This window comes from Flagellimonas beolgyonensis (assembly GCF_003992615.1).
GTDB classification, from domain to species: Bacteria; Bacteroidota; Bacteroidia; order Flavobacteriales; family Flavobacteriaceae; genus Flagellimonas; species Flagellimonas beolgyonensis.
Genome location: NZ_RZMY01000016.1, coordinates 182,651 through 196,915 on the forward strand (window position 1 = coordinate 182,651; position 14,265 = coordinate 196,915).

At 44.3% G+C, this 14,265-nt stretch carries 14 protein-coding genes and 1 tRNA gene; 4 read left to right on the forward strand and 11 right to left on the reverse strand.

Annotation, left to right across the window (positions count from 1 at the left end; all coding sequences use genetic code 11):
- Window positions 1-4: 4 nt before the first annotated feature.
- The 4 genes from EO131_RS11815 to EO131_RS11830 all read right to left on the reverse strand — a co-directional run bounded on the left by EO131_RS11815 (window position 5) and on the right by EO131_RS11830 (window position 5,056).
- Entirely contained in the window at window positions 5-193 is a 189-nt protein-coding gene (locus tag EO131_RS11815; RefSeq protein WP_127022205.1) for a CcoQ/FixQ family Cbb3-type cytochrome c oxidase assembly chaperone, read from the reverse strand.
- 2 nt (window positions 194-195) lie between these two features.
- Window positions 196-2,397, reverse strand: coding sequence for a cytochrome-c oxidase, cbb3-type subunit I (gene ccoN, locus EO131_RS11820; protein ID WP_127022208.1), 2,202 nt, complete (start codon window positions 2,395-2,397; stop codon window positions 196-198).
- 2 nt (window positions 2,398-2,399) lie between these two features.
- A complete protein-coding gene (gene ccoS, locus EO131_RS11825; protein WP_127022211.1) occupies window positions 2,400-2,609 on the reverse strand; it encodes a cbb3-type cytochrome oxidase assembly protein CcoS in 210 nt (69 codons plus the stop codon).
- 71 nt (window positions 2,610-2,680) lie between these two features.
- Window positions 2,681-5,056, reverse strand: a complete 2,376-nt coding sequence (locus EO131_RS11830; protein WP_127022214.1) for a heavy metal translocating P-type ATPase — start codon at window positions 5,054-5,056, stop codon at window positions 2,681-2,683.
- A gap of 118 nt (window positions 5,057-5,174) precedes the next feature.
- On the opposite strand from EO131_RS11830, the gene EO131_RS11835 reads away from it, so the two are divergent.
- From EO131_RS11835 to EO131_RS11845, 3 genes are all read left to right on the forward strand, one after another.
- A complete protein-coding gene (locus EO131_RS11835; RefSeq protein ID WP_127022217.1) occupies window positions 5,175-5,864 on the forward strand; it encodes a Crp/Fnr family transcriptional regulator in 690 nt (229 codons plus the stop codon).
- 80 nt (window positions 5,865-5,944) lie between these two features.
- Window positions 5,945-6,856, forward strand: coding sequence for a universal stress protein (locus EO131_RS11840; protein ID WP_127022220.1), 912 nt, complete (start codon window positions 5,945-5,947; stop codon window positions 6,854-6,856).
- 64 nt (window positions 6,857-6,920) lie between these two features.
- Complete coding sequence (locus EO131_RS11845; protein WP_127022223.1) at window positions 6,921-7,856, forward strand: pyridoxal-phosphate dependent enzyme; 936 nt, start codon at window positions 6,921-6,923, stop codon at window positions 7,854-7,856.
- Window positions 7,857-7,869: 13 nt separating this feature from the next.
- Here the strand turns inward: EO131_RS11845 and EO131_RS11850 are convergent, their stop codons facing one another.
- The 6 genes from EO131_RS11850 to EO131_RS11875 all read right to left on the reverse strand — a co-directional run bounded on the left by EO131_RS11850 (window position 7,870) and on the right by EO131_RS11875 (window position 12,182).
- Window positions 7,870-9,324 carry a sensor histidine kinase gene (locus tag EO131_RS11850; protein ID WP_127022227.1) on the reverse strand — a complete coding sequence of 485 codons (1,455 nt, stop codon included), beginning with the start codon at window positions 9,322-9,324 and terminating at the stop codon, window positions 7,870-7,872.
- 54 nt (window positions 9,325-9,378) lie between these two features.
- The gene (locus EO131_RS11855; RefSeq protein ID WP_127022230.1) at window positions 9,379-9,768 is read right to left on the reverse strand and encodes a response regulator; all 390 of its coding nucleotides are present in this window, start codon (window positions 9,766-9,768) and stop codon (window positions 9,379-9,381) included.
- A 134-nt stretch (window positions 9,769-9,902) separates the two neighbouring features.
- Entirely contained in the window at window positions 9,903-10,769 is an 867-nt protein-coding gene (locus EO131_RS11860) for a sigma-70 family RNA polymerase sigma factor (RefSeq protein ID WP_127022233.1), read from the reverse strand.
- 11 nt (window positions 10,770-10,780) lie between these two features.
- Entirely contained in the window at window positions 10,781-11,515 is a 735-nt protein-coding gene (locus EO131_RS11865; RefSeq protein WP_127022236.1) for an NYN domain-containing protein, read from the reverse strand.
- 4 nt (window positions 11,516-11,519) lie between these two features.
- A complete protein-coding gene (gene rpsU / locus EO131_RS11870) occupies window positions 11,520-11,714 on the reverse strand; it encodes a 30S ribosomal protein S21 (protein ID WP_127022239.1) in 195 nt (64 codons plus the stop codon).
- A 386-nt stretch (window positions 11,715-12,100) separates the two neighbouring features.
- Window positions 12,101-12,182 (reverse strand) — tRNA-Leu (locus EO131_RS11875).
- Window positions 12,183-12,279: 97 nt separating this feature from the next.
- On the opposite strand from EO131_RS11875, the gene EO131_RS11880 reads away from it, so the two are divergent.
- A complete protein-coding gene (locus EO131_RS11880) occupies window positions 12,280-13,668 on the forward strand; it encodes a dipeptidase (RefSeq protein ID WP_127022242.1) in 1,389 nt (462 codons plus the stop codon).
- Here EO131_RS11880 and EO131_RS11885 read toward each other — a convergent pair.
- Window positions 13,665-14,243, reverse strand: a complete 579-nt coding sequence (locus tag EO131_RS11885) for a PhnA domain-containing protein (RefSeq protein WP_127022245.1) — start codon at window positions 14,241-14,243, stop codon at window positions 13,665-13,667. The genes EO131_RS11880 and EO131_RS11885 overlap by 4 nt on opposite strands.
- Window positions 14,244-14,265: the final 22 nt, after the last annotated feature.

A 14,265-nucleotide genomic window follows, 5' to 3' on the forward strand; every position in this document is an offset into this window, starting at 1 on the left:
AATGTTATAGTTTGTTATGTTGGTCATCGTTTTCTAAGGGGAGCTCCGCCATTTCCTTGACGTGTTCCTTGGTGGCAGTAAACACCCACCAGAACAACAGCACAAAAAAGACAAAGAAGATCATCAATGAGATCATGGGGTAGTTTGCAACGCCCTCAATGCTCTCCATATGGTTCTTTACAAATTTCAACATGGTTATTTGTTTTGTGATAGTGTTTCTTCTGTATTCTTGATCTTGATATCGGTACCCAATCGTTGCAGATACGCGATCAATGCCACGATTTCCCGATTGCGCATTTCGATGAATTCCTCTCCGTTTTCTTCGGCATATTTTTTATCTGCCTCATACGTTTTCACAAATTCTGGATCGGAGTACAGGTTTTTCTCAATCTGTTCCGCTTGTGCTGCCATGGATTCCGGTGCATTGGCAATATCCTCTTCGGTATAGGGCACGCCCAATTTTACCATGACTTCCATCTTGGCCTGAACCCCACTTCTATCGTGTTCGTCACGTACCAACCATTCGTACGATGGCATGATCGAACCTGCCGAGGTACTTTGTGGATCGTACATGTGGTTCAAGTGCCAGTTGTCAGAATACTTGCCGCCGACCCTCAACAAATCGGGTCCGGTTCGTTTACTTCCCCAAAGGAAGGGGTGATCGTACACATATTCCCCTGCTTTGGCGTATTCACCGTAACGTTCCACCTCACTTCGGAACGGACGGATCATTTGTGAGTGACAGCCCACACAACCTTCACGGATGTAGAGGTCACGACCTTCCAATTCCAATGGAGTATAGGGTTTTACACTGGTGATGGTCGGAATATTCGATTTTACCAAAATGGTTGGGATGATCTGGACAATACCTCCGATCAGAATGGCTATGGTGGCCAAAATGGTCAATTGTACCGGTTTTCTTTCCAACCAGTTGTGGAAAGTTTCTCCGGCCACACGTTTTTTGGATACCCTTGTCAATGCTGGAGCTTCGGCCAATTCATCTTCCACTTTGCTTCCAGCCCGAATGGTCATTACGATGTTGTAGAGCAACACGAACATTCCCAGAATATAAAGGGTACCTCCAATGGCCCTCATCCAATACATGGGGATGATCTGTGTAACGGTTTCCAAGAAGTTACCATACACCAAGGTGCCATCGGGGTTGAAATCTTTCCACATCAATGCTTGTGTAAATCCTGCAACATACATGGGCAGGGCGTACAGTACAATACCCAAGGTACCGATCCAGAAGTGGAAATTGGCCAATCCTTTGGAGTGCAAATCGGTCTTGAACATTCTTGGTACCAACCAATAGATCATACCAAAGGTCAGGAATCCGTTCCACGCCAATGCACCAACGTGCACGTGGGCGATGATCCAGTCACTAAAGTGGGCAATGGCATTTACGTTTTTCAAAGAAAGCATTGGACCTTCAAAAGTGGCCATACCATAACCGGTAATGGCAACCACCATAAATTTCAAGGTGGCATCGGTTCTAACCTTGTCCCATACCCCACGAAGGGTCAACAAACCGTTGATCATACCACCCCAAGATGGCGCGATCAACATTACGGAGAACACAACCCCTAAGTTTTGGGCCCAATCAGGAAGGGCGGAATACAATAAGTGGTGTGGTCCGGCCCAAATGTAGATAAAGATCAACGACCAGAAGTGGACGATGGAAAGTCTATACGAATAGATGGGGCGGTTTGCCGCTTTGGGCACAAAGTAGTACATCAGTCCCAAAAATGGAGTGGTCAAAAAGAAGGCCACCGCATTGTGCCCGTACCACCACTGCACCAGGGCATCTTGAACCCCTGCATAGACAGAATAACTTTTTAAAGCTGATACCGGCAACTCCAAACTATTGAAAATGTGGAGAACCGCCACGGTAACAAACGTGGCCAAATAAAACCAAATGGCCACATACAAATGTCGTTGTCTTCTCTTTAAAATGGTACCGATCATGTTCCATCCGAAGACTACCCAGACCACTGCAATGGCAAGGTCTATGGGCCATTCCAATTCTGCGTATTCCTTGGATGTTGTGTAACCCAATGGCAAGGTCAATGCCGCGGCCACGATGATCAACTGCCAGCCCCAGAAATTGATATTGCTCAGCGCATCGCTGAACATTCGGGCCTTGAGCAGTCGCTGCAAAGAGTAATACACCCCCGCAAAAATCGCGTTGCCCACAAAGGCAAAGATCACTGCGTTGGTGTGCAAGGGACGCAATCGCCCAAAACTCAGCCACGGAATACCCTCGGTAACATTGGGGAATAAAAACATGAAGGCCAACAAAAGACCTACCGACATACCTACCACGCCCCATAGGATGGTGGCGTATAAGAACTTTTGCACGATTTTGTTATCGTAGCGGAACTGTTGTATTTCCATATTTATTGGTTTGTTGTAGTATTCTTGTTTGATTTTTGATTATTCAGGGTAGATTCTTTTTTGTCCTTGACCACCTCATCCTCGAACAACATTCGGACCGATGGCGTGTACGTATCATCGTACTGCCCGCTTTTTACGGAAAGAACAAAGGCTGCAAAAAATGCCACGGCCACTGTAATACTTATGGCCAACAACACATAAATAACGCTCATACCTGCCTTATTTTGAGGGTAAAACTACTTCTATGGTCCACTTCATAAAATGACATTAGTCACCTTTTCAATTAATTTTTTAATTTTTTTTCCAAAAAATTTGTGGCAATTGTCGTAAACACCACAATGCTTATGGAACTAAGGGGCATCAGTATGGCCGCGATCACCGGTTGCAACTGACCGGTCACCGCAAAATACAGTCCCACTATATTGTAGCAGAGCGATAAAATGAAACTCATTTTGATCACCTGCATCGCATTTTTCGACAGCCTGAGAAAACGGGGCAACAAATTCATATTGGAAGCATCCAGAATACCGTCACAGGCCGGGGAAAACACGTTGATGTTCTCCGAAACGGCCAATCCCACATCACTTTGGGCCAAAGCTCCTGCATCGTTCAGGCCATCACCCACCATCATTACCTTATGTTCTTCTTGGAGCTTTTTGATATACTCCAGTTTATCTTCCGGCTTTTGATTGAACAACATGGAAGTTGTTTTGGGAACCAATTCCTCAAGTCGGTTTCGTTCACCATCGTTGTCCCCGGAGAGAATACCCAGGCCATACTCCGTTCCAAGTGCTTCAAAAACATCGTCTATTCCTTCCCGATAGGTGTTTTTAAACACGAATTTTCCTTTTACATTTTCATCGGAACTTACGTAAACAGCCGTGTTCGTCATGGAAGTGCTTTGCTCCTCGCCAACATAGGCTGCGGAACCCACCTTAATGGTATGTGCATTGGCCTTCCCTTCAATTCCTTTACCTGTATGCTCCTGAAATTCATCAAGGGTCATGATGGCATTGGATTTCAAAATATCGTAAAGGGACCGACTCAATGGATGGTTGGACGCCCGTAAGGTGGTCTTCAACAAGGCCGTCTCGGCTTCGGTCAATTCCAAACCTTCGTAACAAACGGTATCTTTCTGATTGGTGGTCAGCGTTCCCGTTTTATCAAAAATGGCCGTGTCGATCTTGGCCAGTCGTTCGATGACATTGGTATTCTTAAGGTAAAATTTATACTTGCCAAAAATGCGCAACATATTTCCCAAGGTAAAGGGTGCCGCCAAGGCTATGGCACACGGACAGGCAATGATCAATACTGAGGTAAAAACATTGAGTGCCAGGGTTGGATCAACAGCCAACCAATACACGGTGGCCAATGTTGCAATGCTCAATACCGCAATGGTAAATCGCTTGCCAATACTGTCCGTAATATTTTGAAAATGGCTTGACTTGTCCTTGGCGAAAACGGCATTACCCCATAATTGAGTCAAATAACTCTGGGATACGGACTTGAGTACCTCCACCTCCAAAACATCCCCAATCTGTTTGCCACCGGCGAACAATTTTTCACCTGACTCCCGAAACACAGCTTCCGATTCCCCGGTTACAAAACTGTAATCGATCTCGGCATTCCCCTTGATCAAAATACAGTCGACAGGTATGATCTCATGGCTTCGGATCAAAATCCGATCGCCCTTATCAATATGGTACACCTGCACATTCTCTTCTTCCCCAGACTTGGTCAATCGGGTAACGGCGATGGGAAAATAGGATTTGTAGTCCCGTTCAAAGGATAGATAGGCGTATGTTTTTTGCTGAAAGAATTTACCCAATAACAGAAAGAACACCAATCCTGTGAGACTATCGAAAAATCCCGATCCCAGATCAAAAATGATATCTGCTGTACTTCGCAGGAAAAGGGTAAGAATCCCTAACGCAATAGGCACATCGATGTTCAATAATTTGGAACGCAGTCCTTTGTAGGCCGATATGAAATAATCTTGCCCAGCATAAAAGACAACGGGCAAGGAAAAAGCGAACATCAGCCATCGAAAGACCACTTTGTATTGGTCCAACCAGTATTCCTGTACCTCAAAATATTCGGGGAAGGATAACAGCATTACGTTGCCAAAGGCAAATCCTGCCACGCCCAATTTATAGATGAGGGAACGATCTACTTTCTTATCCTTCTTATTAAATTCCTCCAAAGAAATATAGGGCTCATACCCGATGCTGCCCAAGAGAAGCACCAAAGCCTTCAGTGAAAAATCCTGGGTACGATACGTGACCCGAATGGTCTTTTTGGGAAAATCGACCTGTGAAACGGAGATGGCCGAATGCAATTTGTTCAGGTTTTCCAAAACCCAGATGCAGGAACTGCAATGGATGGAAGGAATGCTCAAACTCACTACCTGTACCCCATCTTCATTGAACTCCACCAGTTGACCTACAATTTCTTGGTTATCCAAAAAATCGTATTTCTTGCGCACTTCGTTCGGGGTGGTGCCCGCTTTGGCCTCAATTTCGTAATAGGTGGCCAGGCCATTGGATGTAAAAATCTCGTAAACGGTCTTGCAACCATTGCAACAAAAATCCTTATCATCAAAATGCACCCCGTTCTTACCGCACGCATCACCACAGTGGTAACAGGTCGTGTCTGTCATTTACATTTGCTTTACCTGATGCAAATTTGGGATGGTATCCTCCTTAAAAATATGATATTTATCAGTAAATTGTAGGCGGGTAACCTTTAATTTTGTTCAATCAGGTAAACAAATATGTATGGAAAGCAGATGTGAAAATTGTATCATAAGACAGTTCAACTCCCTTCGGGCCATGAGCAAGGAAGAGTTAAAATCCGTCTCCGATTCCAAGATTACCAAATCCATTAAAAAAGGGGATGCCTTATTTGAGGAAGGCGACAAACTCAATGGGGTTTACTGCGTCCGCAACGGTATTTCCAAACTTTCCAAATTGAGTGCCAACGGCAAGGACCAAATCGTAAAATTGGCCACCAAAGGTGAAGTACTCGGTCAGCGCTCCGTTATTGCAGAGGAAAGCACCAACCTATCGGCCATTGCGGTTCAGGATATGGAAGTCTGCTTTATTCCCAAGGAAAGCATTACCAATACCTTACAAAAGAATCCAAACTTTACACTTGAAGTTTTACGACACATGGCCCATGACCTAAAGGAAGCCGATGATGTGATCGTGAACATCTCCCAAAAAACGGTGAAGCAGCGCATTGCGGAAGCTTTCCTATACCTGAAGAACAATTTTGGCGAGGATGAAGAAGGCTTCTTGGCCCTTACCCTCTCCCGAGAGGATATTTCCAATGTGGTGGGTACCGCCACCGAGTCTGCCATCCGTATCATTTCCGAATTCAAGAAGAAGGGATTGATCCACACTTCCGGCAAAAAAATCGGTATCAAAAATGAGCGCAAGCTCATGGAAATGGTGGAAGGTTTTTAGACCTAATTTCCGAACCTGACAATTGTCATAGAATCCCCAATACCCACGGTTTAATTTTATCGCATCTTAATCTTAGTCAGATGCAGAAGATTTTAATACCTACGGATTTTTCGGAAAATGCATGGAATGCCATCGATTATGCCATGCAATTGTTCCGCAACAAACGGTGTACTTTTTATCTGCTCAATACCTATACCCCAGTGATTCCAAGTAGCCGGTTTATGGCTAAAATGGTGGATGGCGTGCGTATTGTGGATGCGGTAAGGGAGAATTCTGAACGAGGATTGCAAAAAACCGTAAACCAGATAAAAAGTAAATATGGGAATCCCAACCATAGCTTTGAGACCATTTCCTCCTTTAACCTATTGATGGAGGAGGTAAAGGACATTGTGGATACCTTTGGCATTCATTTGGTGGTCACAGGAACCAAGGGCGCTTCGGGCGTCGATGAAGTTTTTATGGGCAGTAATACCGTTCGTATCATCAAGAGTGTGAAAAGGTGCCCTATTTTGGCCATACCCTACCATTTTGAGTATGTTACCCCAACCGAAATTGCCTTTGCCACGGACTTCAATAGGTTCTACACTTCATCTGAACTATCGCCGTTGTTAGAAATGGCGAAAATGTTCAAGGCCACCATTCGTATTGTGCATGTGCAGTATGGCATCAAGGCCCTTACGGAATTGCAGCAGTTCAATTTGAACATGCTCAGAAAGTATCTGGGCGATGTGGAACACTATGTGCACACGGTATCCGAACTGAACTCTGTTTCGCACACCTTGGAAATGTTCTCCCAAGAATTGGACATTCACCTGTTGGCCATGCTCAATTACCAGCACAGCTATATGGAAAAAATGACACGGGAGCCCATTATTAAACGAACCGCATTCCACACCCAAATTCCATTGTTGGTCATCCCGGAATTAGGCATGGAAGGACTTTCGGTAGAAGAAGAACAGGAGGAAGAACAAAACGTGGAAACACATAATTAATTGATCCCTCCTCACTATCTTTAAGCTCGGTTTTAAATGATAAAACCGAGCTTAATTTTTTTGGATGGACAAACAACTTCTTTTGGATTGCGAAAAACGGATACGGCCTTTTATTCATCGTACCCCTGTGCTCAAATCCCGTTTAATTGATGCAATGGTCAATGCCAACGTCTTCTTTAAATGTGAAAATTTCCAACGAATGGGCGCATTTAAAATGCGGGGTGCGGCAAACGCCATTATGCAATTGAGTGATAAAGAAAAACAAAACGGTGTGGTCACCCACTCCTCGGGCAATTTTGCCCAAGCACTATCCCTGGCAGCACAGAATTTGGGGATAAAAGCCTATATCGTGATGCCAAGTTCAGCTCCCAAGGTAAAAAAGGAAGCGGTTAAAGGATATGGAGGAATGGTGATCGAATGCGAACCCAACTTGCCTGCACGTGAGAATGCCTCCCAAGAAATTATTCAAAAATATGGGGCAACCTTTATCCACCCATCCAATGATGACAATGTGATCATTGGCAATGCAACGGCCTGCATGGAACTTTTGGAGGACCATCCAGACCTGGATATTGTCGTAACTCCTGTTGGTGGAGGCGGATTGTTGGCCGGTACGGCCCTTGCTGCCCATTATTTTGGGGACCACTGCAAAACCATAGCAGGGGAGCCCATGGCCGTTGATGATGCCTACCGTTCCCTTAAAAGTGGAAAAATTGAAACCAATACCTCAACGAACACCATTGCAGATGGACTTAAAACCCAATTGGGCGATCGCAACTTTCCCGTCATACAAAAATATGTGGAGCGCATTGTTCGGGTGGAAGAAGCCGAGATTGTTTCGGCCATGCGGATTATTTGGGAACGTCTCAAAATTGTCTGTGAGCCATCCAGTGCTGTAGCCTTTGCAGCTGTTCTAAAGAACAAAAAGGAATTTTCGGGAAAAAAAATCGGTGTGATCATTTCCGGAGGAAATGTAGATCTGGGGCAATTGCCTTATTAGTGGATTGAGTCATTTAACTCTTCTCGAATTGAAAAATAAAGGTGGTACCCATCTCCTTTTCACTCACCACATGGATTTTTCCATTCATGGCCTCCGCTTGCGTTTTCACCAGATACAACCCCAATCCCTTACCTTCGGTTTCACCACTGAGTCTCCCATACATATCAAAAATTTTGCGCTCGCGTTCCGGGGACAACTCCATCCCGATTCCATTATCGGCAACCCGAAGAATGATGGCCGTTCCCACATCTTCTGTGGAAATTTGAATCTCGGGCCTAACATCGTCCTTGGAATAGTTCAAGGCATTCAGTATGAGGTTGTAAAAGATGTTTACAAAGTAACTTTTAATGCCCACAATACTATCGGCCTCCGAAAAATCGGTTTGAACAATAGCCTTATTTTTTAAAATTTCCTCGACCAATAGGCCATCCACATCTTTCATCACTTCCGAAAATTGTACCTCCCGAAACGATTCCCTGTTGGCATTCTTTAAAGAGAGTGACAGATTAAGATCCTTAATGGTCTGATCCAAGGCTTCGGTAGTCAGTTCTATCTTCCCAACAATGTCATCGTTCACCTCATCCTTCCCAAACTCATAGATTTTGGAGAGCATCAAAAGATTGGCGATGGGCCCCCTTAAATTATGGGATATAATACGGACAAAATTTTGGAGTTCGTGATTCTGATTCACAATCTGTTGGTTGGCCAATATATCTTTGGTCACATCCTGGGTGGTACCCGACATTCGGTAGGGAACACCTTGCTCATCAAAATAGGCCTTACCTTTTTGATGGACATATCTGATCTGCCCGTCGTTGACCACGATCCTATGCACGATGTCGTGCAGTGCTTCATTTCGGATGCATTTTTCAACATTGGTATTGAAAGCTTCCTGATCATCGGGATGAATAATCTCCATTAACGCACTATAGGTTGCCTCAAACTTGCCCGGTTCTTGGCCAAATATCCGGAACAACTGGTCGGACCAGGTAATCTCATCCCGCACCATGTCCCAGTTCCAATGGCCTACATTTGCGATTTCCTGGGCTTCCCGATATTTTTGCTCACTCTCTTCCAGCCGGCGGATGTTATCGAGTTCCCATGTAATATCCTTTTGCCAAATACAACACCCAATCACATTCCCAGAACTATCCATGAAAGGTTGAAAGGAGAACTCATGCACAACCGTTTCATGATTTTGGAGAAAGGTATGTTCGGAAGTTGTGGCATACCGTTTTAAGGCGCGCTCACAACCTTGCTTGCACGGGCTAAAGAACACGCCTTTTTCATAAACAGGCCTCATATCCATTCCCTTCATGGCATTACCCAGACCCTCAACACGGAGTCGTAGTTCAAAAGAAGAGTTAAAGGCGGTCAGCCTGTAATCACTATCCATGGCCCAAACCACATCGTCTCTATCCTCAACAATTTCTACTTTGTTATGAATAAGTATCTGCTTCTCTTTCAAAATCCAAGGTTTAAGAGAGGGTTGGTATTACAAATTGGCCGTGAATTGGGTGTATTATTTGAACGAACCTTGCAAATAATCTTCCAAGTGACTGATCTGCAAAGGTTTGGTAATAAATTCTTTAACGTACTTTTCATACTTTTTGGCCTCCTCCTTGTCCGCATCGGATTCTGAGGAAGTTACTAGCAGTACTTCGTTGGTTTCAGGAAATTCTTCAAGCATCATAAACTCCAAAAATTCAAAACCGCTCATCTCTGGCATGTTGATATCCAAAAGAATCAGCGTTTTAACATTGGGGTTGTCTCGAAATCTAAGCTCGTCAAGGGCCAATTCAGGATTTGTAAAGCTTTTGACCCTGTCCTCCATACCCATTCGTCTAAAATGGATGGTATTTACAGTATTGACCAGGTCTTCATCATCGACCAAATAAATTTCCTTGTACATAATTCTGGCAGTTGTAGTTAAGTTGATTGGTTTTTTTTAGCTATCTAAACTAAAGGTCGGAAAAAATTACTCATTTTTTAATATAGAAGAACTTTCTTGCCCAAATTTTATTGTAAAATGAGACTAAAATCCAATCAATCCAAGTATTCCTTTAAGATGTCGCTTTTACTGGATTGTCTCAACCTGGCCAGCGCCCGGATTTTGATTTGACGCACACGTTCCTTGGTAATATTCAGATCGGCTGCTATCTGTTCGAAGGCTAAGGGAGCATTTGAATCGATACCGAAATGCATTTTGATCACGTAAGCCTCACGGTACGACAACATCTCCAACATATCGTTCATCTCCACCCTTAACGATTGTGACAGCATGTCCTTTTCAGGGCTATCGGAACCATCGGAACCCATTTTATCGTAAAGGTTCAAACTGCTATCACCCGGAGCCAATGGTTGATCCATACTTATTGGCCATGATGAATGTTTTAAGCAGAGTTCGATCTCCGTCAACGAAAAATCGATACGCTCGGAAATTTCATCCGCCGATGGTGGTCGTTGATGGATCTGTTCAAAATGGGAAGAAACCTGGTTGATTTTATTGATGACGTTTATTTTGTTCAATGGCAGCCTAACCATTCTGGATTTTTCGGTCAATGCCTGAATAATTCCCTGTCGCACCCACCAAACTGCATAGGAAATGAACTTGAAGCCACGTGTTTCATCAAACTTTGAGGCCGCCTTGACCAATCCAAGATTACCCTCATTGATCAGGTCATGCAAGTTGAGTCCTCTGGATTGATATTGCTTGGCCACCGAAACAACAAACCTTAGGTTCGCCGTTACCAATTTATCCAATGCTTGGGCATCACCCTTTCGAATGCGTACGGCCAACTCCACCTCCTCTTCCTCGGTAATCATCGGAATTCGACTGATATCATTGAGGTATTTGGTGAGGGCAGGGGTGTCTCTTTTGGTAATCTGTTTCGCTATTGTGAGTGACCGCATAGAATTTTTCTTTAAGAAATTGCCCTTACATATATCAAGTTTCCATTTCCTTTTGGGTTTTTCCGTGTACCTATTTCAATTTGGTTCAAGGATTTGACCAAGGGGGTCAATTTTCGAAAGCCATAATTACGGGCATCGAAATTGGGCTGTTTCTTTTGTATAAGCGCCCCGACCTCTCCCAAAAAGGCCCAGCCTTCCTCGTCCTCCACATCGGCAATGGTCGAAAGAATCAAGTCAATCACCTTTGGGGTTATTTTATCAACACCTGCATTCTTTTCTTTTTTGATGGTGGTGGATTCCGCCGGATCGGTCTTGTGCAAAATTTCGAGGTAGATGAACTTGTCACAGGATACTATGAACGGATCGGGTGTTTTTCGTTCCCCGATGCCAAATACGGTCATGCCCGCTTCCCTTAACCGAATGGCCAGCCGGGTAAAGTCACTATCGCTTGAAACCAATGAAAAACCATTGACCTTTCCCGAATAAAGGATATCCATGGCATCGATGATCATGGCACTATCCGTGGCATTTTTGCCCGTGGTATAGCCATATTGTTGTACGGGGGTAATGGCGTTTTTAAGCAGTACGTCCTTCCATTTTACCAGACTTGGTTTTGTCCAGTCCCCATAAATTCTTTTGATACTCGGATTACCATATTTTGCAATTTCTTCCAACATCTCCTTTACATACCTGGATGGAATATTATCCCCGTCTATCAAAACGGCCAGGTTCAAATCTTTCTCCATAAAATTACTCCTCCATCTTTTGCATGTACTCGTTACGGTACACGGCCTTGGCCAATTGTTCCCGTTTCACTTTTGATTTTTTGGTGAACTGTTCATTGTTCCGTATACGTTTCAACTGTTGGGTGTTTCTCACTTTGTTTCGGTACCTTTTCAAAGCCCTTTCAATGTTTTCACCCGGTACTATTTTTACTTTAAGCATTTTTCGATCATTTTAGTTAATGAAAATTTTAACCATGAATTATGGAGTTGAAGACAAAATAGAGGGCCGTAGGATCAGGGCACAATGTGGTGAATAGCAACTGTAATTTCGTTGTATGGCCTACCGACCATTGAAATTCGAATATTTGTACAAGCGAAAAATAATTAAGAAGGGCCCTTTGTTTATGAGGTGATTTGACGGGCTGTCTTTTTTATTTAAGGACCGGTATAATTTTCGTCCATAATTTTAATGTTCCGTAAAGGAACGGATTAAAATTGGAAGTAGAACTTTAGATAACATTTATTTTGGAAAAGCAGCAGGCGAAACCTTAGTGGAACATGAGGAAATAAAAAAGACCCGAACAATTGTTCGGGTCTTTTTTGAAGTGCGGGTGAAGGGAGTCGAACCCCCACGCCTTGCAGCACTAGATCCTAAGTCTAGCGTGTCTACCAGTTCCACCACACCCGCGGAAAGGAGTGCAAATATAATTCAATTTTCCGATTTGCAAACCGGGTCACTTTAAAAACTTGTTTTTTGTACTTTTAGTGTCCATTTTAAACTACCTATGGAAGATATCAATAATTACATCAACACCCACAAAGACCGATTCATCAACGAACTTGTCGAACTATTAAAACTCCCGTCCATAAGCGCGGATACCGCTTATTCCCAAGATGTTTTGGAAACCGCAAAGGCAGTGAAGCAATCCTTGATCGAGGCTGGCTGCGAAAACGCGGAAATCTGTGAGACCAAAGGATATCCCGTGGTCTATGCCGATAAGATCATCGACCCAAAATTGCCTACCGTTTTGGTCTACGGACACTACGATGTGCAACCGCCAGACCCTTTGAACCTCTGGGATTCCCCTCCTTTTGAGCCGGTGATCAAAACCACCAAATTGCACCCCGATGGGGCCATCTTTGCCCGAGGTGCTTGCGACGACAAAGGCCAGTTTTTCATGCACGTGAAGGCTGTGGAGTTCATGATCAAAAACAACCAATTGCCCTGCAACGTCAAGTTTATGATCGAGGGGGAAGAAGAAGTGGGCAGCGATAGTTTGGCCGGATTCCTTGCGGAAAACAAAGAGAAACTGAAAAATGATATCATCCTTATTTCGGATACAGGGATGATTTCCAACCAAGACCCTTCCATTACAACCGGACTAAGGGGATTGAGTTATGTGGAAGTGGAGGTCACCGGTGCCAATCGTGACCTACATTCCGGGATTTACGGTGGAGCGGCGCCCAATCCCATCAATGTACTGGCCAAAATGATCGCGGCCCTGCACGATGAAAACAACCATATTACCATTCCCGGATTTTATGACAAGGTCCAAATCATTTCCGACGAGGAACGTGCCGAAATGGCCAAGGCCCCCTTCGACCTCGAGGAATACAAGGAATCCTTGGATATTGATGATGTTATGGGGGAAAAAGGATATACAACCCCAGAGCGCTTCGGCATTAGACCCACCTTGGATGTAAACGGAATTTGGGGCGGCTACACCGGAGAAGGTGCCAAAACGGTGATTGCCAGTAAGGCCTATGCCAAAATTTCGATGCGATTGGTGCCTGACCAAGACTGGCATGAAATCACGAGATTGTTTACCGAATATTTTACATCCTTGGCTCCCAAAAGTGTGAAGGTGAAAGTAACCCCACACCATGGCGGACAAGCCTATGTAACCCCAATTGATAGTGAGGGTTACCAGGCAGCGGCCAAGGCCATTGAAAAAACCTTTGGAAAAAGTCCCGTTCCCCAACGGACCGGCGGCAGTATTCCCATTGTGGCACTTTTTGAGAAAGTGTTGGAAAGCAAGACCATTTTATTGGGATTCGGGTTGGACAGTGATGCGATCCACTCCCCGAACGAACACTTTGGCGTGTTCAACTTTTTGAAAGGGATAGAGACCATCCCTTACTTCTATAAATATTATGCGGAACTGAAAGCTTAGGTTTTCTTGACGTATTTGGTAAGGATAACGATTTGTTGTCCGTCCACCTTGCCTTCAATATATTCAGCATTTTCGTGATCCAGGGAAATCCGTCTAACGGCGGTTCCCTGTTTTGCGACCATGCTTGATCCTTTTACTTTCAAATCTTTGATCAACACCACATTGTCACCAGCTTCCAAAATGGCACCGTTGGCATCCCTGTGTACAATTTGTTCGCCGGCATCCTGGCCTTCCCCTGTTGCCTTGGCCCAAGCAAATACCTCATCTTCCAAATACATCATGTCCAACAGGTCTTGGGGCCAGCCTTCCGACTTTAATCGGTTCAACATTCGCCATGCCACCACCTTTACGGCATCGTGTTCGCTCCACATGCTATCGTTTAAACAACGCCAATGGTTGGAGTCCATCGAATCCGGGTTTTCAATTTGGGATTTACAGGTATTGCAAGCCAAAACACTACCATCCAAACCTCCAGTGGAAACAGGTGTTACTTCATAAATCCCCAACCCTTCCGTGGAGCCACAAAGCTCACATTTACTTCCACTTCTTTCCTGTAAATCTTCAAATAATCCCATGGTATGCTATTTTACGGCAAAC